The sequence below is a fragment of the Hymenobacter fodinae genome, from assembly GCF_004745825.1.
In the GTDB taxonomy this organism is placed as follows: Bacteria; Bacteroidota; Bacteroidia; order Cytophagales; family Hymenobacteraceae; genus Hymenobacter; species Hymenobacter fodinae.
Map to the genome: position 1 here is coordinate 901,359 of NZ_SRLA01000002.1, position 24,825 is coordinate 926,183.

The 24,825-nt window shown below is 56.4% G+C and carries 29 protein-coding genes; 8 read left to right on the forward strand and 21 right to left on the reverse strand.

Translation table 11 applies throughout. The features are described 5' to 3' along the window. Positions 1-68: 68 nt before the first annotated feature. The 14 genes from EU556_RS11125 to EU556_RS11185 form a co-directional block, all read right to left on the reverse strand. The gene (locus EU556_RS11125) at positions 69-1,073 is read right to left on the reverse strand and encodes a DNA cytosine methyltransferase (RefSeq protein WP_135434136.1); all 1,005 of its coding nucleotides are present in this window, start codon (positions 1,071-1,073) and stop codon (positions 69-71) included. Beyond that, a complete protein-coding gene (locus EU556_RS11130; protein ID WP_135434138.1) occupies positions 1,061-1,747 on the reverse strand; it encodes a methyltransferase in 687 nt (228 codons plus the stop codon). Before EU556_RS11130 ends, EU556_RS11125 begins: the two co-directional genes overlap by 13 nt. Further along, positions 1,716-2,240, reverse strand: a complete 525-nt coding sequence (locus tag EU556_RS11135; protein ID WP_135434140.1) for a hypothetical protein — start codon at positions 2,238-2,240, stop codon at positions 1,716-1,718. The genes EU556_RS11130 and EU556_RS11135 overlap by 32 nt, the downstream gene beginning before the upstream one ends. 9 nt (positions 2,241-2,249) lie before the next feature. Beyond that, positions 2,250-2,471, reverse strand: coding sequence for a hypothetical protein (locus tag EU556_RS11140; protein ID WP_135434142.1), 222 nt, complete (start codon positions 2,469-2,471; stop codon positions 2,250-2,252). Positions 2,472-2,517: 46 nt separating this feature from the next. After that, a complete protein-coding gene (locus tag EU556_RS11145; protein ID WP_135434143.1) occupies positions 2,518-2,958 on the reverse strand; it encodes a hypothetical protein in 441 nt (146 codons plus the stop codon). A 787-nt stretch (positions 2,959-3,745) separates the two neighbouring features. Continuing rightward, positions 3,746-4,408, reverse strand: coding sequence for a hypothetical protein (locus tag EU556_RS11150; protein ID WP_210116262.1), 663 nt, complete (start codon positions 4,406-4,408; stop codon positions 3,746-3,748). A gap of 23 nt (positions 4,409-4,431) precedes the next feature. Then, a complete protein-coding gene (locus EU556_RS11155) occupies positions 4,432-4,896 on the reverse strand; it encodes a hypothetical protein (protein WP_135434145.1) in 465 nt (154 codons plus the stop codon). A gap of 38 nt (positions 4,897-4,934) precedes the next feature. Continuing rightward, entirely contained in the window at positions 4,935-5,846 is a 912-nt protein-coding gene (locus EU556_RS11160) for a hypothetical protein (protein ID WP_135434147.1), read from the reverse strand. A 14-nt stretch (positions 5,847-5,860) separates the two neighbouring features. Next, positions 5,861-6,778: a hypothetical protein gene (locus EU556_RS11165; RefSeq protein ID WP_135434148.1), complete on the reverse strand. Its 918-nt coding sequence runs from the start codon at positions 6,776-6,778 to the stop codon at positions 5,861-5,863. 64 nt (positions 6,779-6,842) lie between these two features. After that, positions 6,843-7,067, reverse strand: coding sequence for a hypothetical protein (locus tag EU556_RS11170; protein ID WP_135434150.1), 225 nt, complete (start codon positions 7,065-7,067; stop codon positions 6,843-6,845). Positions 7,068-7,156: 89 nt separating this feature from the next. Further along, complete coding sequence (locus EU556_RS26035; protein ID WP_167855542.1) at positions 7,157-7,393, reverse strand: hypothetical protein; 237 nt, start codon at positions 7,391-7,393, stop codon at positions 7,157-7,159. 79 nt (positions 7,394-7,472) lie between these two features. Continuing rightward, the gene (locus EU556_RS11175; RefSeq protein WP_135434152.1) at positions 7,473-7,724 is read right to left on the reverse strand and encodes a hypothetical protein; all 252 of its coding nucleotides are present in this window, start codon (positions 7,722-7,724) and stop codon (positions 7,473-7,475) included. Between the two features lie 49 nt (positions 7,725-7,773). After that, a complete protein-coding gene (locus EU556_RS11180) occupies positions 7,774-8,196 on the reverse strand; it encodes a hypothetical protein (protein WP_135434154.1) in 423 nt (140 codons plus the stop codon). Positions 8,197-8,315: 119 nt separating this feature from the next. Next, positions 8,316-8,588 (reverse strand): hypothetical protein, encoded by a 273-nt coding sequence (locus EU556_RS11185; RefSeq protein ID WP_135434156.1) that lies wholly within the window; start codon positions 8,586-8,588, stop codon positions 8,316-8,318. A 129-nt stretch (positions 8,589-8,717) separates the two neighbouring features. Between EU556_RS11185 and EU556_RS11190 the strand changes: the two genes are divergently transcribed. Continuing rightward, on the forward strand, positions 8,718-9,191 hold the full coding sequence (locus EU556_RS11190; RefSeq protein WP_135434158.1) for a helix-turn-helix domain-containing protein: 474 nt from the start codon (positions 8,718-8,720) through the stop codon (positions 9,189-9,191). A 110-nt stretch (positions 9,192-9,301) separates the two neighbouring features. Continuing rightward, complete coding sequence (locus EU556_RS11195) at positions 9,302-10,282, forward strand: polyprenyl synthetase family protein (protein ID WP_135434160.1); 981 nt, start codon at positions 9,302-9,304, stop codon at positions 10,280-10,282. A gap of 79 nt (positions 10,283-10,361) precedes the next feature. On the opposite strand, the gene EU556_RS11200 is transcribed toward EU556_RS11195, so the two are convergent. Then, positions 10,362-10,661, reverse strand: coding sequence for a hypothetical protein (locus tag EU556_RS11200; RefSeq protein ID WP_135434162.1), 300 nt, complete (start codon positions 10,659-10,661; stop codon positions 10,362-10,364). Between the two features lie 240 nt (positions 10,662-10,901). Next, positions 10,902-11,378 carry a hypothetical protein gene (locus EU556_RS11205; RefSeq protein ID WP_135434164.1) on the reverse strand — a complete coding sequence of 159 codons (477 nt, stop codon included), beginning with the start codon at positions 11,376-11,378 and terminating at the stop codon, positions 10,902-10,904. A gap of 204 nt (positions 11,379-11,582) precedes the next feature. On the opposite strand from EU556_RS11205, the gene EU556_RS11210 reads away from it, so the two are divergent. Further along, positions 11,583-12,149, forward strand: coding sequence for a GNAT family N-acetyltransferase (locus EU556_RS11210; RefSeq protein WP_135434166.1), 567 nt, complete (start codon positions 11,583-11,585; stop codon positions 12,147-12,149). A gap of 265 nt (positions 12,150-12,414) precedes the next feature. Here EU556_RS11210 and EU556_RS11215 read toward each other — a convergent pair whose 3' ends face one another. Then, positions 12,415-13,749 carry a peroxiredoxin family protein gene (locus EU556_RS11215; RefSeq protein WP_135434168.1) on the reverse strand — a complete coding sequence of 445 codons (1,335 nt, stop codon included), beginning with the start codon at positions 13,747-13,749 and terminating at the stop codon, positions 12,415-12,417. A gap of 230 nt (positions 13,750-13,979) precedes the next feature. Here EU556_RS11215 and EU556_RS11220 point away from each other — a divergent pair, with 230 nt between their 5' ends. The 5 genes from EU556_RS11220 to EU556_RS11240 all read left to right on the forward strand — a co-directional run bounded on the left by EU556_RS11220 (position 13,980) and on the right by EU556_RS11240 (position 21,192). Then, on the forward strand, positions 13,980-16,274 hold the full coding sequence (locus EU556_RS11220; protein ID WP_135434170.1) for an aconitate hydratase: 2,295 nt from the start codon (positions 13,980-13,982) through the stop codon (positions 16,272-16,274). A gap of 135 nt (positions 16,275-16,409) precedes the next feature. Continuing rightward, positions 16,410-17,387 (forward strand): DMT family transporter, encoded by a 978-nt coding sequence (locus EU556_RS11225; protein ID WP_135434172.1) that lies wholly within the window; start codon positions 16,410-16,412, stop codon positions 17,385-17,387. 137 nt (positions 17,388-17,524) lie between these two features. After that, complete coding sequence (locus EU556_RS11230) at positions 17,525-17,989, forward strand: hypothetical protein (protein WP_135434174.1); 465 nt, start codon at positions 17,525-17,527, stop codon at positions 17,987-17,989. 189 nt (positions 17,990-18,178) lie between these two features. After that, entirely contained in the window at positions 18,179-20,176 is a 1,998-nt protein-coding gene (locus tag EU556_RS11235) for a TonB-dependent receptor (RefSeq protein WP_167855543.1), read from the forward strand. After that, the gene (locus EU556_RS11240) at positions 20,173-21,192 is read left to right on the forward strand and encodes an AAA family ATPase (protein ID WP_135434178.1); all 1,020 of its coding nucleotides are present in this window, start codon (positions 20,173-20,175) and stop codon (positions 21,190-21,192) included. The genes EU556_RS11235 and EU556_RS11240 overlap by 4 nt, the downstream gene beginning before the upstream one ends. Here the strand turns inward: EU556_RS11240 and EU556_RS11245 are convergent. The 4 genes from EU556_RS11245 to aspA all read right to left on the reverse strand — a co-directional run bounded on the left by EU556_RS11245 (position 21,182) and on the right by aspA (position 24,744). After that, entirely contained in the window at positions 21,182-21,592 is a 411-nt protein-coding gene (locus EU556_RS11245) for a hypothetical protein (protein ID WP_167855544.1), read from the reverse strand. The two genes, EU556_RS11240 and EU556_RS11245, sit on opposite strands and share 11 nt — an antisense overlap. Before the next feature lie 167 nt (positions 21,593-21,759). Beyond that, on the reverse strand, positions 21,760-22,008 hold the full coding sequence (locus tag EU556_RS11250; protein WP_135434180.1) for a hypothetical protein: 249 nt from the start codon (positions 22,006-22,008) through the stop codon (positions 21,760-21,762). 399 nt (positions 22,009-22,407) lie between these two features. Then, the gene (locus EU556_RS11255) at positions 22,408-23,085 is read right to left on the reverse strand and encodes a ferritin-like domain-containing protein (protein ID WP_135434182.1); all 678 of its coding nucleotides are present in this window, start codon (positions 23,083-23,085) and stop codon (positions 22,408-22,410) included. A gap of 234 nt (positions 23,086-23,319) precedes the next feature. Further along, positions 23,320-24,744, reverse strand: coding sequence for an aspartate ammonia-lyase (aspA, locus tag EU556_RS11260; protein ID WP_135434184.1), 1,425 nt, complete (start codon positions 24,742-24,744; stop codon positions 23,320-23,322). Positions 24,745-24,825 lie beyond the last annotated feature (81 nt).

The window sequence follows — 24,825 nt, forward strand, 5'->3', positions numbered from 1 at the left end:
CCGTTCTGTGACAGGCTTCGCCCCCTCTTCGCTTCGCGCTTCGTTCTGGCAGCTGCTCGGTTATTGTATTACAACTTGCTCAGGATCTTCTCGGCTATTGTCCTGGCGATCGCCTCCATCATCAGCGGCGGCACTGCGCGCCCGATTCCTTCGCTCTGTCGGGCTTTGTCGCCTATCGTGATATACGAGTCGGGAAACGACTGGAGTCGCTTCAGCTCCGCGATATACAGCGTCCGCGGCTCGCTCCAGTGGCCCAGGTCGCCGCCGCTGGCCGCCGTCACCGTGTTACTAGGCCGCTTCGGGTGCAGCCGCTTCCGACTGAAGCTCGACGCCTTCCCGCCTAGGCGTTGGGACCCTTGCTCGAATCCTTCGCCCGGGCGCGTCGCACTCCAGAGCCGACGCCACCCGTCCGACGTCGTCACGTCTTCCGACAGATCGATCGGGGCACCGCGCAGCGCTTCCTCACACGTGACGATCTTCGGCTTCCCGTCCAACGTGGGGAAGACTGGCTCGCGCTGGAGATCCTTCCGCACGCCGACGAACATCACGCGCTCGCGAGCCTGCGGAACGCCGTAATTCGCGGCATTCATCAGCTTGGCGCTCACTCGATAGCCTGCCTTCTCGAAATAGTCTAGGAACGTGTTAAAGTGCCCTTTGCTGGCTCCCTTAATCAGCCCCGACACATTCTCGGCGACGAAGACTCGCGGCTGCATCACTTGGAGAAAGCGGATATACTCGAAAAAAAGATCGTCCGTCCGCTGCACCTGGTTGCCGTACTGCTTGACCTTACCCCAGCCCTTCGCGACGAGTCCGTTCGTGGAGAAGCTGGAGCAGGGCGGACTCCCGTCGAGAATATCCAGCTCGCCGGGCCTGAGGCCTACTTCGCGCAGGATCTTCAGCGGATCCAGCTCCCGGATATTTTTCTCGAAGACGCGCGTCGTCGGGTGGTTCAGGCGATACGTCGCCGCCTGATAGTCGAGAAACTCGACGCTGGCGAGCACCTGAAGCCCGGCCTGCTTATAGCCCTGACTGCTCCCGCCGATCCCGCTAAACGTGGAAATTACTTTATACATACCCACGCCTTGAAGAGTAGAGACTGCCAGAAAGGATAAAAGGAGCTGAAGCCAGCCTCGCGCAGCATCGCTTCGTTTTGCTCCGACGTCAGCGGCCGCATGATCTTGCGGAGACTGCGCTGCTTATCGAAGATCTGCTCCGGCGTGAAGCTGACGCGCTTGTGATCGTAGTACACGAACGAGAGCACGTCCTGCAGGTAGCCGTCCGGAATGAAGAGCTTCTCGCTTACGATCAGCGCGGCCCCAGGACGAAGCGCAGCATAGATCCGGCGCAGCAGCGGCAAGCGCTCGCCGATCGGAAGGAACTGGAGCGTAAAAACCGAGAGCACCAGGTCGGCGGGCTTGTACTCGTCGAACGACGTGAGATCCGCCAGCAGCAGCTCTAGGCCCACTTTTGGCGAATGGCCATTAATCATGTTCTCGCTCCGATCGATCCCGACGTACTTCACTCCCTCGGCGGAGTTGCTGCTCGCCATATTCGCGAGCAGCTTCCCCGTCGAGCAGCCTAGATCGTACACCCGCCCCCCGTCCTTCACGAAGTAGCTGGAAAGGCGCAGGATCGTCTCGTTTAGCGTCGAGTAGTCCGGAATACTTAGATCGATATGCTTATCGAAGTCTTCGATCGTATCGAACGAAAACGGCTTAGTACTTGAATCCGCAGCTTGGGCACTCATGTTTTGTCTCTAACGGCTCCGTGATCTCCTTTTCCTGATACTCTTCCTCGCCCAGCTCGACGATCGTCTTCGGCACTGGAACGCCCCAATCGAAGAGGGGCAAGTCGTCCCAACTGTTCGCGAGTTCGTCCATATCCCAGGTACCACCGGCAGCGTTCGCCAGGATCAGCGCCTTCCGGCACTGCTCTTCCTCCCAACGTACTTGGCGATAGGCGTACTTCTCACCCTGATAGATGATATACCCCAGCGCGACGGTACCAGTGGCCGTAGGCTCGTCGAATGTCTCTGTCAGCTCGATCTCGCAGCCTTCGAAGACGACGCTGCGCTGATTGCCGCCGACGTACTGATTCGAGTTCAGATCGTGCACCACGCCCGACAGGTCGCCCAGCTCGCCGAGTGATTCCTGCAAAAGCTCGAATTGCTCTTTTGTGATCTGGCGCGGGTTATTGTGCCACTGTTCGCCAGCAAGTCGAAGTGTGTTGTATTTTTCCATGCTACGAAGCTAGGCGACAGCAGTACTCGTCGAGCTGATAAGTGTCTTTTGCTTATTCGGGGCCCGCTTCCGGATCCCGGCTCGACGAGCGAGCGCCTTCAGCTTGGCGGCCGGGAGCTGGAGCTGCGCGGCCAGCTCGTCGATCGTGTACTGCGAATAATACTGCTGGAGATAGGCGACGTGCTTCTGATTGTGCCGGATATACTCGCGGCGAACGATAGAGGACTGCATAGAAAATAAAGAGGGTAGGAGTCGGGCAATAAGGACGGGATAAGGGTTAGCGGCCTAGGACTAGCATCGCTGCGTCGCGAGCGTGCTGCGAACTGCTCTGCGCCCAGCCGGTAAGCTGCTTGAAGCCTGCGGCCGTGATCTTGCCCGCTTTGCGCGGGGGCATGGCGAGCACCTTCACGCCGAGACGCTCGACGAACTGGATTAGCAGCTGCGCGTCGCGCTTGTTACTACCGACCTTCTGCGAGATGTTTTCGCGTACTGCGACGCTGTTTGCGCCCTTTTTAAAGAACGTCGGCTTATTGACGTTCGGATTCTCGATATAGACGTGAAGCTGCGCGCCCTCGGCCAGCAGCCGCAGCTCGTCGATCGCACTCCAGAAGTCGAGCGTCTGGAGCTGGAGCAGCTCACCCGCCCAGCTAAGGGCAAAGCCAACGTTCACGCCGGGATCAATCCCGACGTGAACGACTTTAGATCTTAGCTTCAGCACGTCTCGACTGACCTTTTAGTGAATGAGGCCCACGCGGCTTGAAATATTTTGGGCGCCTTGTGAATGCTTTTATCAGTGTATCTGAAACCCTTTTTACAGTCCCGACACTCTATCCAAAATTTATTAGTGGGCCAGACATCAGTAGTCCAATGCACAGCAAATCCCTCTTTATCTACTTCCTCTGGCTGGCCTTCTCTGTAAATTGTGAACTCTCCACCCTGTGCGAGTTCTGTCAGGATGAAGTTTTGATGCTTACAACTCATTTCGCAGATCCTCCTTTCTTGGCTCCAGTGCAGTCCGGACGATCAGTCAGCACTTCCGTAGTGCCGGCCAGACGGTACACAGTTTCATAATTGAGACGATAGCACTTCGCGCAGCCGCACTTCACGCAGACAGCAGTCTCGCCCCGTTTCGGGACTCTGGTCCATTTGTGCTTTAAGTGAGCAGGAACGACGCGGGGCGGGTTGGCTTCGTTGAAGTGCACCATACCCACCCCAGGGATATTGTAGAAGCTCATTTGCTGGTCGCTCCTTTCCTCTTGGCCATGTGATAGACTAGGATAGTATTCCCGCCCCGTCGCTGGCTGCGGTGCCGGATCTCATCTCCTTTTTCAGTGACGAAGGACTCGATCTGCATCGAGCGAACGAGCTGATCGCCGGGATAGAAGACTGCGATCGTCGGACGCCCCGACTCGTCGCGTCCGACGATCTTCACTCTAGGCGCTAGGCCAGTAATCCCCTCAAAGGTTTTCGCGAGAGCGTTCTCTGCGTCAGATAGAGAGTTGAGACTAAACATTGTCGGCTCCTTTCTGCACTTTTCTGAACTCGACTACCCACACCCAGGGATTCGCTTTCCAGGAATCAGCGCCGTTAATTGTTTCCCAGATGTGCTGATACACGATCTTAGCATCCGAAACATTGATCGGCTTTTCCCACCCTGGCAGCTTGTACCACGGCATACCTGAAGTATCTCTGTGAGAAACCTCAACCCCTTCAGCTACCGAATCGTCTGCGCTGATATCCTGCAATCGCTCCACCCGCACCGCCACTATTTCTAGTAGGATGCGCGAAGCAACGCGAGGCATATGCATAGAGGGAATGAATGACTTCAGCGGCTTCTGAAGTATAGGGGCTTCGCTGTACTCACACTCTAGCATATCATTGTCAGCTTGATAGCACCAGCCATCTTCATGCTCAGACCAGAACAAGTTCTCGCGCACCCAAAGCCGCTCGCCGGGTTGGCCGTAGGGGCACATCAGGGGACGGACTGCTTGCTCGTTGGCATCGGTCACGTTGAGCCAGCATTGCTTCATGTCGAGCGTAGAATTTATTTCGAAGGTGCCCGTAGGCGACTTGATAATGCGCCGCGTCTGGGTCTTCGTGCCAGCGAGTAGGGCGCGCACCATTGCGCCGGTAAAAAGGATCTGACGCTCTTTCGTTGTTGTAATCATCGACTTAGTAGTAATTGGGTGAGTTATTTGACTTCCTGCTCGTCGTCCTGCTGATACACACCGGCCAGCAGCGCGATCTCGCGCAAGTGGCCGACGAACTGCTCAACCTTCTCGCCGTTGTGCTCCTTATCGAGATCGATCGCGACCTTCAGGATCGAGACAGCCGCGCCGTCGATCAGGCCGGAAACCTTGTTGAGCCATTCCGATTGCTCCGGCGACGTGTAATTAAAAAAGCGCGTGTATAGCTCGTCGATCCTATGATGCAGCGCGCCGACGAGCTTATCGGCCTTCGAAGGCCAGCAATGCTGATCGATCAGCGCTCGCGTATTCGACTCCAGCGCCATGACGAGCAGCTGACTTAGGAGCAGCCGCTGACCCTGGGCTTCCGTGATCTCGCGCTTCACTGGCTTCGGTGCCGTCGCGAAAAGCTCCTTTTCGGGGAACGTCGCGAGCTTATTCTGAATATTTAAGGCTGTGTGCTTATCCATCTATTTACTAGACTTTTATACTATTTCAATTGAAGTTTTTATGCTGCGGCTTCCTGATCGCGAGCGTCCGCTGCGAGCTGCTCCAGCATCGAGCGCAGATCCGTTCCGCGCTCGGCGTGCTCGATCACGTACTCGCGCAGCACGCGCTTTTTGCAATTCGAGATCACGTCCTTTGCGAGTGGGTGATCCTTCGGCCACTGATTGGCCTCCAGCGCCGCGGCGAACGATTGGAAGTCCCGACGCTTCTCGCGATCGAACGGGAGAGACTTAGGAAGCATTTTCTCCGTCTCTTCCGCGTGCATGGCTGCATACTGCGCACCCGTCCGGAAGCCGTCCGTCGCGCCGATCCGCTTCAGCCAATCGTACATTAAGTGGCCCAGATCGAGCTGCTCCGGTAGCGTTCCGGTAGCCAGGTAGCCAGCGGCCAGATCGGCGAGCTGCTGCGGGTATAGCGTTTCCATATTGACGGGAGCGAGCTGGAGCTGCTGATTCTGTTGCTCCAGATGAAGCAGACGCATCGCTTCGCCCCGGGTGCTGTCCTGGTAGCTCTGGAGCCAGTGCGTGATACAGGGAAGGGAGACGAGCAGGACTTCGCCCTCGCGCTGCCACTCGCCGGAAGCGCCCCGACGCAGCGCGAGACAGATCTCTCCGACGCGGAACGCGGGGAACTTGCGCAGGATCAGCTCGGCAACGGCGTCCGCCATCAGATTGAGATCCTCTTCTTTCTTCAGCTTCTTGGAATGGCCCAGCAGGAAGGCCACCCCCTGAATGGGTTCGAGCAGCGCGTCGGCCAGATCCTCAGGGCCCAGCTCGCGAGCCTGCGGCTGCGCCTGCGTCGCGAGCACGGCTGCGTGCTGAATAGAAGCCGGAACGTTTTTTGGGAGCTGGAGCTGCGACGTCGTTGCGCGTTGGGGAACGTTGCTGCGGTTTACTGTGAGTTGCGTATTCATAACGTTGCGAGCGTTTACTGATCCTGATTTTCCCGTCTCTGACGACGCAGCGCACGCGCTTTGTCGGCCGTGCTCATTCGCTGCTCGACTTCCGACGAGTCGTCCGGCGCGCTCTGGCCAATCGGAGCAGTGACGAGTCCGGACTTCGAGCGAGCGTCGTTCGTGAGGTAACTCACTGCGCAGCGCTTCCAATCGCGCAGCGTGCGCTTCTCGTCAGAGTACTTGGTTCTAATCTGCTTGATGTAGTGCGGCGCGTAGGCCTTGCCGCAATCGACGTTGCGGGCGAGTTCCTGCATCCGTACCACCTGCGCGAAAGGCGTCTCACTGAAGAGGATTTTCGCGAAGGGATTCGGTGTAGCTACATCGTTCGCGGCCCCAGTGTGCGAAGCCGACGCGTCCGGATTTTTAGAGTCAGACTTCACCACCAACTCAATCCCGTCGCCGAGCCGAGACTCTGCTCTCTCGTTTGTGTTTTCTACTACTGGAGTATTTGTTTTCTCCTTATATATAGTGGTGCCAAATTTTGACCCCTTTTCCGTACCCTTTTCTTCCGGTAAGGGGTCGGGTATGGGGTCAATTTTTGCCACCATTAGCGGACCCTTATCGTCCGGTAAGGGGTTAAATTTTGTCACCTTTAGCGGGAGCACGTCGGCCCCGATCGCGTACACTGCGCAGTCGCCGCGACCCGTCTTGCCGCCAGGAGTGTAGCGGATCAGATCCGCTTCGACGAGCGACTCGCGAGCCGTGCGCAGCGTGCCCTTATTCATGCCCACGCCGAGGCAGAGATAAGCGTCTGCGAGCTGGAAGGGATTAGTCCAGCTAATCGAGTTGCAATGCTGGAGCAGATAGAAGTACAGTCGAGTCGCGGCCGCCGTGAAGGGCTGCTGCTTGTCTTGTTTCCAAAAGGCATTCATCAGAATGATATAATTCATTTTTGGAGTCGGCTCCGACGAGCTGGCCGACATAAGCGGGGCAGGGTGGGGAGTAGCCATCGGATCAGGAGTCGAAGAGTGAGCGCTGCTTCGGGGTCTGCTCGTCGAGCAGCTTCATCAGTCGAGCGAGCGTCGCCTTCGAGCAGGCGATCCGCTTCTCTGCTTCCTCTCTAGTGAGCTTCCCGGCCGTGAACTGATTCCAGTACACAACCTCACGCATCGCGATCTCACGTCGCAGATCTGCGACCTCATCGGCGAGCGTGACGGGAACGGGGCTAAAATTTGCCATGGGTGATATTGTAAATCCCGAATACTTCAGGAGGGATAAAAACCAAAGCAGCCCAGCTCGACGGATCGCGCTGGGCTACTGACTAAGGATTAAGCTGCTAACGCGCTCTCTGCAATTGACTTTCGAAGAGTTGCGATTGCTGACGTTACTCGCGCAACAGTGAAGCGATCTATGATCGGAAGGAAGTCTGCTCGCTCAGCCCAATGCAGCAGCGGATTATCGAGCAGCTCGCGCAGTGGTGCGAGCTGCTCTTCCGTCGCGAGCGGCTCGCCGGTTAGATTGCAAAACTTTTGAGGGGCTGCTGTTGGTTGTTTCGAAGCTGTCATGTAGTTTTGTCGTGTTGTTGTATTTCTCGATTTGATTGCACAAAAGGGAGCGCTTTGCGAGAGCGCTCCCTTTGCTTTTTTAGGCTGCTGACTGCTGAAGGAAGGGCTGAAGCCCACTGACGAACTTCTCGCTCGTCACGAAGCGACGCTGATCGCGCAGGACGTACTCTGCTCCCTTGCGAGCATCCTCTTCGGCGAGCTTGCGATTTTTCGTCACGGCGAACGCGACGCGCTCCTTACCGATAAAAGCCGTTGCGTGCCATTCTCCAGCGATCCGGACTGACTCGATTTTGATTGTGTTGCTGTGAGCTGCTGTGTTGATCGTTTCCATGTTGCGAGCAGGAAAAAGAGTGAATTGAAAAAATGAGGGGTAAGCAGTGTTAGTCTTGCGGCGCGTCGTACATCGCGTACTCGCGCAGTTTGATCGCTTCGGCTAGGCGAGTGTGCTCGCGCTCCAGCTCTGCGCCGCGCAGTCGATTCAGGTGCGGCTTTAGATCGTTGCGCTCTTCCATCTCGACGAGTTCGTGACGGATCAGCGCCAGGAGATCATTGTAGGCCTTCGCGTCGTAAGGGATTAGGTAGCGCAGCGCGTCGATATGCTTCTTCAGGCGCCGGACGAGATCCGTCTTTTCCCAGGCTGCGAGCGACGGGACGATCTTCAGCGTCGCGGCCACTTTGCGCGGATATTTTCGCTGGAGCAGCGGATTCGCGAGCCAGTAGTCGAGCGCGAGATCCGGATCGTGTAAGCTGCTCGGCACCCGCACGCGAAAATCGGGGTCGATAGCTGCGAGAGTGTGATCCATAAAAAGTACCAATTATGTGTTGTTGTATTCCATTGCAAACATAAGCACAATACCTAATCAATCTAGGGCTTTGATTAAGTTAGGTGATAGGTTTGGATAAAAATTTTAGGTACCCATATCTACGCCGCTGCGCTCTCGATAAGCGACTGACTCGTCAGTTCTAGCTCTTTTAAGGCCTTGTTCCGGCGCTCGACGCGCTCCCGCTCGGCAATTTCGAGTAATACTGTTAAAACTTCCTGATCGCGCACTAGACCCGCCCTAGCGTTCTTTATTCTGTTCTCTGATTTGCCAGGAAGCCGGTTCTGAAGCTCTTCCTTATAGTTGCCAGTGAGGAAAGGAGCCGCTTTTGACAGTGCTGCGAGGTATTCAATCTTGCTTTGAAGTGCGCTCATCACCATTAAATTTTATTAAGTATCGTATTAACCTTATTACTTTGTAGGGTTAAGCAACAAGGCGATTTGATTAATACGCCAAACTTAACACCAAAGTTCATGGCGTCCAAAAATCAAACTTAATAGAGTATGGAATCTATCGGGGATCGTATCAAGCAGGTGCGGGAGAAGGCGGATCTCAGTCAAAAGGCCTTCGGTAAACGCATCGGAATCAGTCAGACGGCGGTCACTGCGCTGGAGAATAATCAGAGCGAGCCGCGGCTCGGCACCTTTTATAAGATAGTGGAAGAGTTCCGCGTCAATGCGGATTGGCTGCGAGCTGGAGCCGGCCAGATGAAGCTCGACGCACCGCAGCCCACGGATCCGACGCCCCCACCACCAGGAACGACGCTCGCGATCGCTGCGGATCCGGACGAGGTGCGCGAGCTGAAGGCCCAGCTGCGCGAGGCGAACGAGCAGCTCCGCTTCATGCGAGATCTCATGCGATCGGGCGGCGACCTGCGGAAACTTGCGACCGGAACGGACGGCCCGTCTTTCCCCTCGGGTAACCAGGAAGCAGCGGAGATCCTCCAGCGTCGGCAGGCCATGAGCCTGGTCGCGTAAGGGTCTTCCCCGGTTACCCCCTCCTGAGTTGAAACGCAAAAACTTACTCAGGAAGCTGCAATCAAACTTCTCCCGGCGTTGCGTATCATTGCACCGCCCAAAATACCCGCATGAACGTAACGCTGGACCAGATACAAGCGCCCATTGCCGCCGAAATGGAAGAGTTCGAACTCAAGTTTCGGGCCTCCATGAAAACACGGCAACTGCTGCTGGACAAAATCATGGGGTACATTGTGAAGCGCAAGGGCAAGCAAATCCGGCCCATGTTCGTGTTCTTCACGGCCAAAATCAGCGGCGGCGACCCACTTCCGGAGGCTTCGTTCCGAGGTGCCGCCCTCATTGAACTACTGCACACGGCCACGCTGGTGCACGACGACGTGGTAGACGAAAGTAACTACCGCCGCGGCTTCTTTTCCATCAATGCGCTCTGGAAAAACAAGATTGCGGTGCTAGTGGGCGACTATCTATTGGCCCGTGGCCTGCAGTTGGCCCTCGAAAACGACGATTTCGATCTGCTCAAGATTGTAAACAATGCCGTGCGCGAGTTGAGCGAAGGCGAGCTGCTGCAGATTGAAAAAGCCCGCCGCCTCGACATCACCGAGGACGTGTATTTTGATATCATTCGCCAGAAAACAGCTTCGCTGATTGCCTCCTGTTGCGCCGTGGGGGCGTCCTCGGCGGGCGCCGATAAGGAAACAGTGGAGCGGGCTCGGCTTTTCGGCGAGAAAGTAGGCATGGCCTTCCAGATCAAAGACGACCTATTCGACTTTGGTACTGCCGAAGTAGGCAAGCCTGTGGGCATTGATATCAAAGAGAAGAAAATGACGCTGCCGCTCATCTACGCCCTGCAGCAGGCCGACTGGCTGACCAAGCGTCGCGTCATCTTCAATGTAAAAAACAACGATGGCCGCAAAGACCGGGTGCAGGCCGTTATCGATTTCGTGAAACAATCGGGTGGCCTAGAGTACGCCATCAAAGTGATGGAAAGCTACCGCGACGAAGCCCTAACCATCTTGCGCACCTTCCCAGAGTCGGCCTCGCGCAACTCCCTAGAGCAGCTGATCAATTATACCATCGAGCGGGAGAAGTAATTGTCATTTCGGATGCAGTGAGAACATAATAAGGCCGGCCACCTCAGTCAGAAGTGGCCGGCCTTGTTGTTGTGCTCAACTAATGGTTGATCTGATAGGATACTTTTTCAGGCTGCACGTCCGACACGTCGAAATGCACGCCATCGAAAGTGCTCTTCACGGTAATGGCATGGGTCATGTCGCAGCCGGGGCACTTAATTTCTTCGGTTTCATATTGGCCGTCATCCTCGGTGGAGTTAGCCAAATGGTCGGCGGCAGGTACGCCCAAGGAGTCAGTGAATACTTCGGTGTGGCATTGGTTGCACTCAAATTTGAGGCCTACGGTGTGGCCTTGCAGTTCATCGAGTGGTGCGGGAGTGCTTTTTTGTTGAATCCACATAGGGAAGAGAGTTTGGTTACGGAAAGGAATTCAGAGCGAGTGGTGCAGCCGCTCAGCGCAGCCGTTTAAGAGAATACGCAGGCAACACCAAAAAGGGTGGGCCTGTGGCCTTGCTAGGCCAGTAAGAAGTAGCCTGAAAGGCCAAAACGCAATAGCGCCCCACGTAATCAAACGTGGGGCGCTGCGGTAAACAAGCTGCAGATATGGAGCCTACTGCGCTAGGCCACCTGGATAACTGGCCTAGCCGCGGCGCTGACCACCAAAGTCGCGGCGGCCGTTTTGCTGCCAGCCGTTGCGCTGACCCATGTCGCGGTGACGCTCCTGGCGCTTGGCTTCCAGCTTAGCATACTGCGCTTTGGTGAGGGCGCTCTTGAGTTTTTTATCGGTGCTCTTGCGTATGTCCTGCGCCTCGCTCATCATCTTGCTGCGGTCGATGCCTTTGCGGCTGCGCAGGGCTTGCATCTGCTGGTGCTGATCCTGGAAGATCTTCTCCAGCTTGCTCTTTTGTTTGGCGTTGAGGTCCAAGTCGCGGGCCAGTTCGTCTTGGCGGCGCTGGCGGTCCTGCTGGCGGTCTTTTCCACCGCGGCGGTCTTGGTGGTCACTGCGGCTTATCTTGTCGCGGTCATGATCCTGGCCGGGTAGCACGGGAGCAGCAGTGGCTACTATGGAGGTCCCAAGGCTGAGAAGAAGGGCGAGGCTAAACAGTTGCTTTTTCATGGTTGTCTGGAATTGGAAAGGGTAAGTTGATGGTAGTCAGACGCTGCGTTCTGTCTAGGCCTCTTTCAAACCAGGTGCCGCATTCCATACCGTAATCCGTGTTATCCAACAACGCCCGAATAAATCCGACCAACCAGCTCGTTTAATCGACCAGCCCATGCGCTGGTTTGGAGGCCAAAGGGCTATTTCAGTACCTTGCCCCGCATGAATCATCCTCTGTGTCTGCCTTCTACGCCCCCGACAGCCGTGCCCCAGCTCGAAACCCCCGATCTGTTACTGCGGGGCCCACGTACCACCGACCTGCCGGAGTTTGCCGCTATGGCTGCCGACCCCGATTTCTACCGCTATGTGGGTGGCAAGCCGCAGACAGAGGAAGATACCTGGCGCCGGTTGCTAGCGCAGCAGGGGCACTGGTCGTTGCTAGGCTACGGGGCGTGGTCGGTAGAAGAAAAATCCACCGGCCGCTTTATTGGTACGGTAGGGTTCTTCGACTTTCAGCGCGACCTAACGCCTTCCATCAAAGGCACCCTCGAAGCGGGATGGGCGCTGTCCCCGCGCATCCACGGCTGCGGCTACGCCACCCAGGCCGTACAGGTGGCCCTACAGTGGGCCGATGCGCACTTCCCCGCCGAGCACATGACCTGCATCATCGACCCCGACAATACCGCCTCGCTCAAAGTGGCATACAAGTTTGGCTTCCGGGAGTTTGCCCGGACTACGTACTACAACGAGCCAATTCTGCTGCTGGAACGGCCCCGGACAAGCCAGTAGGTTTTTACATATGGAAAACTGAACGTCAAGTCGAGCACAGTCGAGACATCTCGCTCGATCCGTTTGCCTCATCCGGCCCCGCAAATGCCTGATGTGTATTACCTTGGGGAAGGGGAGTAGATTCTTTGGCAACGGCATCACGCGAGATGTCTCGGCAAGCTCGACATGACCGCCTATTTAGCAAAACAAAAGCCCAGCTTCTTATAGCAAGAAGCTGGGCTTTTGTTTTGCTGGGAGCACCTACTAGAGTGGCCTAGCAGGTCAGTTACTCGGCTAGCAGTTGGTCAATCGTTTTGTTGAACTCCTCGATTTCTTGCTGGTAATACTTACCAGTGCCGGGGCCCGAGAAGCCCGTGTGAATCTTGCGCACTTCGCCTTTCTTATCCAAGAAGATGGTGGTGGGGAAGGCCAGCACCTTGGCTAACTGGGGCAACGATTTGCTGGCAGCATCCTTGTCGGCCACGCCAGCCACAGCTAGGTCGTAGCCCACGTTCATGCGCTGCTTCATCTTCAGCAGCTTCTGGGCGGCCAGCTTCTGGTCCTCGGTGCGCTCATAGCCTAGGCCTATGATTTCTACGCCGCGGCTTTTGTTCTTCTCATACCAGGGTGCCAGGAAGTTGGTTTCGTCCATGCAGTTGGGGCACCACGAGCCCAGAATCTGCAGCACCACCACTTTGCCGGCGTACTTGGGGTCGGTGGGGGAGATGCTGCCGCCTTCGAAAATGTTCGGGAATTTGAAGCTGAGCTTCTTCTGGCCGGGCTTCATACCCGTGAGGGCGTTGGCGTCGGGCAGCTTGGCAGTAGCATCGAGCACGGCGGTCCAGGTTTCGTGGCCCGATTTGCCGCTGTAAAAGTCGCCCTTGATGGTATTGATGTTGCCGGGCTTGTCGAGCTTGCCATCGAACAGGAAGCCATGGCTGCCGTCAAACGTGGAAAGTAACACGTGTTCCCCATCAGCTTTAGTGACCAAGTTGCCCGCTAGGTAGCGGTAGTCGCCGGTAGTGGTCAGGAAGGTACCGGTAATGCCTGAGCCGCCGGTGGAGTCTTGCTGAATGATGCCCACGGCTGGGTAGGTGTTACCTTTCTCATCCTTGAACTCCGTGCGGAAGGTTGCGCCCTGCTTTAGGTCGCCGTACACTTCGGCTTTTTTGGTGCCGCCGGTAAATAGGTCTTGTGAGCCGGTAGTCTTAGCGGCCGTAAAGGCCACGCGGTAGGGCTGCTTGGCGTCGTACTTCACCCAGGCACCCTTGAGTTTGTCGGTGCCATCGGGGCGCACTACCAAAGCCGCATCGAATACGCCCAAACGAATGGTAGTAGAGTCGCCAGCCGTGCTGATTTCGTCGAGCTTAAGGCGCTCCTCGCCGTTGCGCAGCGTCACGGTGGGCTTACCGCCGTCGGTAGCTACGTCAAACAGAAAAGGAATTTCCTGACCCTGGGTGTTGAGTACGCCGCGCCACGTGCCGGCGCTGAGCGGAGTGGCCGCGCCAGCATCGGAGCCGGCTTGGTTTTCAGAGGTGGTCGAATTGGACTGACAGGCCACCGCGGCCAGCGCGAGTCCGGCCCCGGTTACGGCCTTGCGAAATGCAATGGCTACGGGCATGATGAAAAAGTTAAGTTGATTCGGGGCTAAACTACTGCCAATGGTTATTAGTTTATAATCTAAGACCGCATAAGCTGCATCTATTCCGGTATTGCTGGTTAGAATGATTCTAAATGAGGGTTTAGGGCAGCGGCAACGCCCCTAAAAGTTGGCCCGCGGCCTGACCGATACGTATATTTGCGCACCTGCCATGAGTAGGTTCGTTCTCTCCACTTTTTCCATTTCGCATTATGGCGTTTGACTTAGAAATGATCAAGGCCGTGTACGATGGCATGGGCTCCCGCATTGAAGCCGCCCGTACCGCCGTTGGCCGCCCGCTTACCCTGACTGAAAAAATCCTGTACGCTCACCTGTACGGCGGCTCTGTTTCGCAGGCGTATGAGCGGGGCGTTTCCTACGTCGACTTTGCCCCTGACCGCGTGGCCATGCAAGATGCTACGGCCCAAATGGCGCTGTTGCAGTTCATGCAGGCTGGTAAAGCTAAAGTGGCGGTGCCCAGCACCGTACACTGCGACCACCTGATTCAGGCTAAAGAAGGAGCCGACGAGGATTTGGCCATTGCAAACTCCGAAAACAAGGAAGTGTATGACTTCCTGGCTTCGGTATCCAATAAATATGGCATCGGCTTCTGGAAGCCCGGTGCTGGTATCATCCACCAAGTAGTACTCGAGAACTACGCCTTCCCCGGCGGCATGATGATCGGTACTGACTCGCACACCCCCAACGCGGGTGGCCTAGGCATGATTGCCATTGGGGTAGGTGGCGCTGATGCCGTTGACGTAATGGCTGGCATGGCCTGGGAGCTGAAGTTCCCGAAAGTAATTGGCGTGAAGCTGACCGGTAAAATGAACGGTTGGACTTCAGCTAAAGACGTAATTCTGCGCGTGGCCGGCATCCTGACCGTGAAAGGTGGTACCGGTGCTATCGTAGAATACTTCGGCGAAGGTGCTAACAGCCTTTCTGCTACAGGTAAAGGCACCATTTGCAACATGGGCGCTGAAATTGGGGCTACCACCTCGGTATTCAGCTACGATGAGAAAATGGGCGACTACCTGCGGGGCACCGACCGCGCTGAAATTGCCGACGCTGCTTCTGCCGTGGCCCACCACCTGCGCGCCGACGACGAGGTATACGCCAACCCCGAGGCCTTCTACGATCAGCTGATCGAAATTGACCTGAGCACACTGGAGCCTTATGTGAACGGTCCGTTCACGCCGGACGCCGCTTGGCCCATTTCGCAGTTCGCGGCAGCCGTAAAAGAGCACGGCTGGCCCGAGAAGCTGGAAGTAGGCCTGATCGGTTCCTGCACCAACTCTTCGTACGAAGACATCACCCGCGCGGCTTCGATTGCTGAGCAGGCTGTGCAAAAGGGCCTGACGGTAAACGCCGAGTTCACCGTAACGCCCGGCTCGGAGCTGGTGCGCTACACCGTAGAGCGCGACGGTCTGCTGGATACGTTTGCCCAAATGGGTGGCGTGGTGCTGGCTAATGCCTGCGGTCCGTGCATCGGGCAGTGGGCTCGTCACACCGATGACCCCAAGCGCCGTAACTCCATCATCACGTCGTTCAACCGGAACTTCGCCAAGCGTAACGACGGCAACCCGAACACGCACGCCTTCGTGGCTTCGCCCGAAATCGTGACGGCCTTCGCCATTGCTGGCGACCTGACCTTCAACCCGTTGGTTGATACCCTGACCACCAAAGACGGTCAGCAAGTGCGCCTCGACGAGCCCCACGGCCTCGAAATGCCGCCCCAGGGCTACGCCGTAGAAGATGCTGGCTACCAGGCTCCGGCCGCCGACAGCTCTTCGGTACAGGTAATCGTTGATCCAGGTTCTGACCGTCTGCAGCTGCTCGACGCGTTCAAGCCTTGGGAAGGTACCGACCTGACTGGCCTACGCCTACTCATCAAGGCTCAGGGCAAGTGCACCACCGACCACATCTCCATGGCTGGCCCATGGTTGAAGTACCGTGGTCACCTCGACAACATCTCCAACAACATGCTCATCGGGGCTACCAACGCCTTTAATGGCGAGGCCAACTCCGTGAAGGACGGCATGACCCAGGGTACGCCGTACTCACCGGTGCCGCAGGTTGCTCGTAACTACAAAGCGCAGGGCATTGGCTCTATCGTGGTAGGTGACGAGAACTACGGAGAAGGTTCGTCGCGGGAGCACGCTGCTATGGAGCCCCGCCACCTGGGCGTGCGCGCCATTCTGGTGAAGAGCTTCGCTCGTATCCACGAAACCAACCTGAAGAAGCAGGGTATGCTGGCCCTGACCTTTGCCAACAAGGCCGACTACGACCTGATTGAGGAAGACGATATCATCGACATCATCGGCCTCACGTCGTTTGCCCCCGGTCAGCCTCTGCAAGTGCGCCTGCACCACGCCGATGGCGACACCGACCTCATCACGGTAAACCACACGTATAATCAGGGTCAGATCGAGTGGTTCAAAGCCGGCTCGGCCCTGAACCTGATTCGTCTGCAGGAGTCGGGCGGTGCCCAACTGTCGCAGAAGTAAACCTGGCCTAGCGCCATGCAAAACGGCCGCTTCCTGCAAAGGAGGCGGCCGTTTTCTGTATTGCAAGACAATATGGGCCTATCCCCTGTTGCTAGGCCAGTCCTGATTTTATCATTACCTCTTTTTTAAGGCTACATGGCCTCTACCAAGCAAGGCATTTCCATCGTTGGCTTTCTGATTACCCTGCTGGGTGCGGTACTGTTTTCTACCAAGGCCATCATCGTGAAGCTGGCCTTCGGGCAAACGCACACCGATGCCGTGACGCTGCTGGCATTGCGCATGGTGTTTTCGCTGCCGTTTTACCTGGCGGCAGCTTTCCTGGTAAGCACCCAGAAAGGCAACGTGCGCATGACGGGCCGGGAGTGGCTGTTGGTAAGCGGCATTGGGTTGCTGGGATACTACGTGAGCAGCCTTTTCGATTTTCTAGGCCTGCAGTATATCTCGGCGGGACTGGAGCGGCTGATCCTGTTTCTATACCCGAGCTTTGCGGTGTTCATCAACGCATACTTTTTCCGGCAGCGCATTTCCCGCATTCAGCAATTAGCCTTAATGCTCACCTACGCTGGCATCGGACTGGCCTACGTGGGGGAATTGTCCATTGATTCCAGCAACCCCAACTTCTATTTAGGCAGCGCGCTAGTGTTCATGTGCGCTGTTACCTACTCCATCTATATAGTGGGAAGTGGGCGGGTGATTCCGCGGGTAGGGGCCAACAAGTTCACAGCGTATGCCATGCTGGCGGCCACGTTTGGGGTATTCGTGCACTTCCTGCTGACGCACTCCCTCCAAGCGGTGAAGCTAGGCCAGGACATGTGGCTGTACGGGCTGCTGCTGGCCATTTTGGCAACCGTGCTGCCTTCCTTCCTGATTTCGCAGGGTATGCGAAAAATCGGCTCCAACAACGTGGCCATCATCAGTGGGGTTGGGCCGGTGTCTACTATTCTGCAGGCACATTACGTGCTGGGTGAAAAGATTTTCACGGAGCAGATAATAGGCACAGCACTGGTAATAGCGGGGGTACTGCTAATTGGCTGGAAACAGGAAAAAGCCTCCGCAGCCGTAGCCCCACAGTCGCACAGCACTGCAGAAGATGTGAAGGCGGGTGTGGGATGAGGTTAGCCATGCACTTCTTTACAACAGCGGCTTTACCGAGTAGGGGAGGCCGCTGTTCTGTTTTAAGCCTTTGCAACTATTTCAGTGTTTAATGGCTCCACATAGTATATCACCTATTCATGATACATACGGTCTTAATGAAGCGTACATCTACACTGGTTGCTGGCGGCATACTAGCCTTGGTAGTCACAGGGTGTGTTACCTGCGTAGGCGAAAACGAGCCCTGCGCAGATGCTACACTACCAACTACTAGTTTAGAAAAAGAGTACGGTTGCACTGATTCGCGCAGGCAACTTAGCATTGGTCTTGACCAGACCTATACTATTATTCGGAACCAGGCAGATTTTGACAAACTGGTAACTGGTAGCTGCCACCCACAAATCGACTTTACAAAGTACGATTTGGTGATTGGCAACAAGGGCACGGCCAGCGGCAGCTCCTCCATTGCCTACACCTACGCACGTGAGTGCGAAACTGGGCAGTTAAAACTACGGGTAAAGTTTACCCAGGGTATGACCAACGACGCGCCTATCCTGACCTATCACGCGCTGGTACCCAAGTTAGCCCCGCAGGAAACCGTGCAGGTCGACGTAGAAATGTAAAAAAACCACGTCGGTTACCAACAAATGTAGTGCAGCCGCCTTTCCTACAGAAGTAGGAAGGCGGCTGGTTGCATTATGGTTAGATGCTGCGCCATTACAGGTAGAGTTACTAGGTGGACTTACTTCTGCAGCGCTTCCTGCTGGGGGGAATGTACCTTTGGCTGCTGTTTACGCCTGAATTTATCGTGCATGAAGCAATCTATACTACCTATTCTTGCCTGCCTGTCAGCCTTTTCAGCTGAGGCCCAAATCTCTCAAACTACCTCCGATACCACCCGCACGCTGCCTGATGTGCTGGTAACATACCAGGCCGATAAGCTGACGCCTGTCACGTTCCAGAACCTAAGCGGCTCGTTGCTGAAAGCCCGGAGCGTAGGCCAGGAGCCATCGTTTCTACTAACCCAGCTCTCGCCGGGCGTAACGGCTTATTCAGATGCTGGCAGCACCCAAGGCTACGCATACTTCCGCCTGCGCGGCATCGACCAAACGCGCATTAATACCACCCTTGACGGTGTGCCCCTGAACGAGCCCGAAGACCAAGGCGCGTATTTCTCCAACTACCCCGACCTGTTCAACTCGCTGAGCCGCATTCAGATTCAGCGGGGCGTGGGCACCACGCAAAACGGCACGGCTAGCTATGGGGGCAGTATTCAGTTGTTTTCCAGCTCTCTGCTTGACTCGGCCCGCGCGACGCTGGGTGGGGGCTACGGCTCCTTCGGGAGCTACCGGGTATTTGGGGAGTATGCCAGTGGCCTACGGGGCCGCACGGCCGTGTATGCCCGCGCCTCCCACCTGCACTCCGACGGCTACAAGGAGCGGTCCGCCAATACGTCGCAGTCGGCGTACGTGAGTGGGGGGCTATTTTACGACAGAAGCAGCTGGAAGCTGAGCGTACTGGCCGGGCAGCAGCGCAACCAACTAGCCTGGCTGCCCGTGCCCGACTCAGTGTTGCGCCGTAACCGCCGCGCCAACGCCAACGGCCGCGAAAATGACCATTTTCAGCAGGCGCTGGTACAGCTCCAGAACCAGTGGCAGCCCACAACCACCACCGACGTCAACACCAGTGTGTATGCCAACGGCCTGCGCGGAGGCTACGACTTCGATTTGAATACGTTTCTGGGCCTGCCGGCCACGCAGGAATTGTACCGCTACGATTTCCGCTCAGAAGGAGCGGGAGCTTTCAGCACGGTTACGCGTCGCACCCAACGCCTGACCTGGACTAGTGGCCTACACCTGAGCACCTACCGGCGGCGGCACCTGGGCAGCGAGCGAACGGCCGGGGAGCTGTACCGCAATACCGGCTACAAGCGGGAGGGCAGCGCCTTCAGCAAGCTGGAATATCGGCTAGGCCAGTTCACCACCTTCGCCGACCTGCAGGGTCGGCTCGTGACGTTTCGGTACGCTGGCAGCGTAGATATGGCCCCTCTCACGTGGCGTTTCCTCAACCCCAAAGCCGGCCTGAGCTTTGCCGCCACCGAGAACACCACGCTCTACTACAGTCTCGGAAGAACTGGCCGGGAGCCCACCCGCAACGATATCTTTGGAGGCAACGATGATCTGCTGGCCGATACTGACGGGCGGGCCTTGGTGAGCAACACCCGCGCCGAGTACGTCACCGACCATGAACTGGGCGTGCGCCACCGCCGAGCTGGTCTGCAGCTGGAGTTGAATGCTTACTACATGAACTTTCAGAACGAGATTGTGTTGAACGGCAGCTTGGGTCCCAACGGGCTCGCGCTGACCGACAACGTGGCCCGCAGCTACCGGGCTGGCCTAGAGGCGGTAGCAAATTGGCAGGCCACCCACCAACTCTCATTCCTGACAAATGCCGCACTTAACCGAAGTCGCATTCGAGAGCAGAGCGAGTCGTTTCAGCCCATTCTGACGCCGGCTGTATTATTCAACCAAGAGGTGGTGTACCAGCAGGGGCCTTGGCTGGTAGCAGTGGCGGGGCGCTACCAGAGCCGGTCGTACTTGAATTTTGCCAATTCCGTGGCAATCAACGGTTACGCGCTGCTCAACGCGCGGGTGCAATACGCCTGGCGGGGGTGGGAGCTGACGGTGTTTGGTAACAACCTCACCGATGCGCGCTACTTCAACAATGGTACGGTGGAGGAAGATGGCACCCGCAAGTATTTCGTGCAGGCCCCGGCCAATTACTATATGGCCCTGAAATTAACCCTTTGACCACCTCCACGGCGTCGCCACCCATGATCCACGCGCTGGTTTTCGGCAAGTTCCTGCCCTTCCATCTAGGCCACAAAGCCCTCATCGACTTCGCCCGGCAGCACTGCGACCTGCTGACCGTACTAGTATGTGTCAGCGACCAGGAAACGACACCCAGCATAGTGCGGACTGAATGGGTGCGGGCCGAGTATAAAGGGGCCAAAGATGTGCAAGTGCAGCTATATGACTACCATGAAGCTGAACTGCCCAACACCTCGGAAACTTCCGTTGCAGTGGCGCAAGTCTGGGCCGAGGTGTTCCGGGAGCTGGTGCCTACCGTTTCATTAGTCGTTACCTCCGAGCCCTACGGAGTGTTGGTGGCCCAGCACCTCGGTATACAGTACCTTGATTTCGATGTGCCGCGCCAGCAGGTGCCCATTTCGGCCTCCGCCATTCGGGCCGATTTACGGCACCATTGGTTCTACCTGCCGGCCAGCGTGCAGGCCTACTACCAGCGGACGGTTGCTATTCTGGGCACCGAATCAACGGGCAAGACCACGCTCACGCAGCAGCTAGCCGACCACTTTGGCGCAGCCTGCGTGCTAGAAACTGCCCGCGACCTGATTGCCGACTCCAGTGATTTAAGCCTAGCTGACCTGTACGCCGTAGCCGAAGCTCATGCCCAACGTATTGCGCCTCTCCGGCCTGGCGCCGGCCCTCTGCTGCTGCTCGATACCGATGTGCACATCACGCAGTCTTACGCGCGCTTTATGGGCAAGGAGTTACTGGCACTAGCCCCGGAAGTGTATGCCCTCAACCGCGCCAACTTATACCTGTACCTACTGCCCGATGTGCTCTTTGTGCAGGACGGCACCCGCCTGCCCGCCGCCGACCGCCACCGCCTGGACGAAGCACATCGGCAGACGCTAACGCATTTTGGGATTCAGTATCAGGAAGTAGGAGGTGCCTGGGCTGAGCGGTTTGCCCTAGCCGTGCAACTGATTGAGCAGTTGCTGGAGTTGGCGGCTAGAGCGTAGCTACCTGCTCGGTTCTGGTTTCCTGCGGCTTCTGTACCAGATAGTAGTACAGCAAAATCGCTAGGCCAGTCAGGAAGGGTACCAGGGCCATGTGCTTGCCTGTGATGCTGCCCCATACGTGTACCGTGTCAAAACCGAAGAATTCACTAATCATCCAGTAAGAATTGGCCGAAATCCAGAACACGATAGCCAGGTTGTGTGCTAGTTCGGCCTTGATCTCCCGGGTGCGCCAAGTGATGAGCACGGCAATGCTCAGGGTGGGGATAATCATGCTCAGGCCAAGTGGCTTCCAGATCATACACCACCCGATATCCTTGAGCAGCCAGAACAGGATGTGCATGTTTTCCAGGCGGCGGTAAGGAGCCGGAATGCTATACGTTTCTTCGGGGGGGTGTTCCATGAGACAGGATGAAGACGCAAAGATATTCTCTGCAGCAAGCATCCGAAAAATAAGTCTAGGCCACTCCAAGTAATAAACTAACAGAGGCGCAAAAAGAAACCCGGTTGCTTCCGAGTAGCATACGGAAACAGCCGGGATAGAAACGTAGCGAAAAGAGAGTCTAGTGGCTAGTTAAGCCATACGTTAGCCACCGTCTCGAAGCGGTGACGGGCAAATGCGCCATACGGCCGCTCGGCATAGAAACCGAGCACATGGATCTGCGGCTCACCAGTGCGGGCATTGCGGCGCACCTGCACTGGGTACACACGCCCCGCCTCAGGCCAATCACCAACGTGGTCGGCGGGGCGGCGGCTGGCGTCCACGCATCGGGCATACTGCTGGACGGGAATCGGTACAGGAAGCTTGACTTTCGACATATCCAAAGATACGAATATGTGGGATAAATAACTAAAAAAATTAGAATGAAATAGGTTGCTACAGATATAGGCTAGATATGGTCCTGCTTGCGTTTTTAATAACTTTTTAATAAAAATTAGACGCCTCTAACTTCAAGTTTAGGGTATGCTATTTTTGGCTAATGGGTGTTAGTTTGAAAGTTATAATTGCTAATAAATTTAGTTATGAATGTGGGCTTATTCATGACCAAAATCAAAGGGGCTATTATATCACTACCCGCTTCAAATGCAGACACAGGATGCTTTGAATAGCATGCAAGCCCTTCGCAGGCACCTTCAGTCTGAGCAGAAAAGAGTGCGTCCTCGCTGGCCACTTATACATGGCTAACGAGGACGTACTCGCTATTATCTGGCAGGCTACTATTCCTGCTTAGCTTCTAATTTCTTCAGGCGGTCGTAGGTCTTTTTGGAAGTGCTATACTGGCGCTCTACGGCCTGGCGAATCGAGCCCGTGAGGGTGTTGTCGCCGAGGGCATCTTCGTACGCCTTTATTGCCCACTCTTCGCCGTACACATTAGAACCCAAAATGGCTTTCTCATCGGTACCAGTAATAGCGGCTTTTACATCCATCCAGTTGCGGTAGAGTTTGCCTTTGAGGGTGGTGCTGCTTTGTTGCTCGCCTCCCTGCTGGCGCAGGGCTTGGTTGAGTTCATTGGCGAACTGCTGGCTCTGGCTCACGAGCTGCTTATAGTAGCCACTCAGCTCGGGGTCAGTGCTTTCATCCACGGCCCGCTGGTAACCCTCAATCCGGTCATTCACGAAGTAAAGCAGTTCATTCAGCGTGGCGGCTTGGCTACTACCTTGGCTGGCTTTGCCTCCAGAACCACGCCGGGATAGATAGATGGCACCTACGGCCAGCAGCGCGCCACCCACGAGTTTCTGGGTCGTGCTGAGGCGATTGAAGCGCGCCACGGCCTGGTTGCTTACATTTTTAAGCGCAGGGGTCAGACTGGAGAGGTTATTTTGTTCGAGCCACTGGCTGGCCTGGTTGAGCAGCGGGTTTCCGGCTTGGGAGGAAGAGTTGGCAGGCTGGTTCATACTGGAAAGAATAAAGATGATAGGTAGAAGGTCTTACGACGGGTTAACCGATTAGTTAAGACGAGCTTCGGAACCCTTATCCCATTGGCCAGCGCTAAATGGCCGCCAGCTATCACTAACACAAGGCACAAAAGAATGCCGCCCACTACCTCTCTGTACCGTAAGAGGCAGTGGGCGGCATCTATAACAGCGCCCTTACGCAATGAGGAGCCGGGCCGCAACCCCTGTGTTGACTTACTGAATAAAGTGCGGCCGAATCAAGTTTTCGAAGGTGAATATCTCATCCCACTTGGCCTGGGTCAGCAACTGCCGCTCCGTTACGGCCACATCGTACACCGACTTGCCCGTGCGCAGGGCTTCCTTGGCAATTTCGGCGGATGTTTCGTAGCCCAGTACGGGGTTGAGTTGCGTGACAATGCCTACACTGTTGCGCACTTGCTGCTCGGTGTGCTGCGCATTAGCCGTAATGCCTACCACGCACTTTTCGCGCAGGGTATGGCAGGCGCGGGTCATGTAGGAGATTGAGGTGAATAGAGCGAAGGAAATAACTGGCTCCATCACGTTCAGCTGCAGCTGACCGGCTTCGGCGGCCATGGTCACGGTAAGGTCGGCGCCAATTACGTAGAAAGCCGTTTGGTTGACTACTTCCGGCACCACTGGGTTCACCTTACCAGGCATAATGCTGGAGCCGGGCTGTAGGGGCGGCAGGTTGATTTCGTTCAGCCCTGCGCGCGGCCCCGAGGAAAGTAGGCGCAAGTCGTTACAAATCTTAGACAGCTTTACGGCTGTACGCTTGAGCACCCCCGAGAGCTGCACGTAAGCGCCCGTATCGTAGGTGGCCTCAATCAGGTCGCCGGCCAGCACCAGGTCTAGGCCAGTCAGGTCGCGCAGGTGTTCGGTTACCAGCTCGGCATAACCCGAGGGGGCATTTACCCGAGTACCAATGGCGGTGGCTCCCATGTTGATTTCCCGAATCAGCTGACGGCTATCATCAATGCGGAGTAGTTCTTCGCGCAGGTTAGTGGCAAAGGCCCGGAACTCGTCGCCCATGCTCATGGGCACGGCATCCTGCAGTTGGGTGCGGCCCATTTTCAGTACATTCTGAAATTCTTCGCCCTTCTGAGCGAAGGCATCAGCCAGCTGCTCCAGGGCCCGGCGGTACCCCACCAGCTTGTTGTTGAGCGCAATGCGGAACGCTGTGGGGTAAGCGTCGTTCGTCGACTGCGAGCAGTTGACGTGGTTGTTGGGGTGGCAGAACTCGTATTCGCCTTTCTGGTGGCCCATCATTTCCAGCGCCACGTTGGCAATAACCTCGTTGGCGTTCATATTCACCGAGGTGCCGGCCCCGCCCTGAATCATGTCGGTCAGAAACTGATCATTCAGCTCCCCCGCAATTACCCGGTCGCAGGCGTGGGCAATGTACTCGGCAATGGTGCTATCGAGCACGCCTAGGTCGCGGTTAGCCAGGGCGGCGGCCTTTTTCACGTAGGCCAGGGCCTGCACAAACAATGGCTCAGCCTTTAGCGGAATACCCGTGATGTCGAAGTTTTCCAGCGCCCGCAGCGTCTGGATGCCATAGTATACATTTTCAGGAATTTGCCGTTCGCCAAGAAAGTCGTGTTCGAGCCGAGGGGCGGGGGCAAGCTGGGTTGTTTCCATGAGGGGGGAATGGTTCAGGTGGGAAGCTTCTCTTACGGGAAGAAAGCCCAAGAGTAGAAGGGAAAGCTCCACAAAGATATC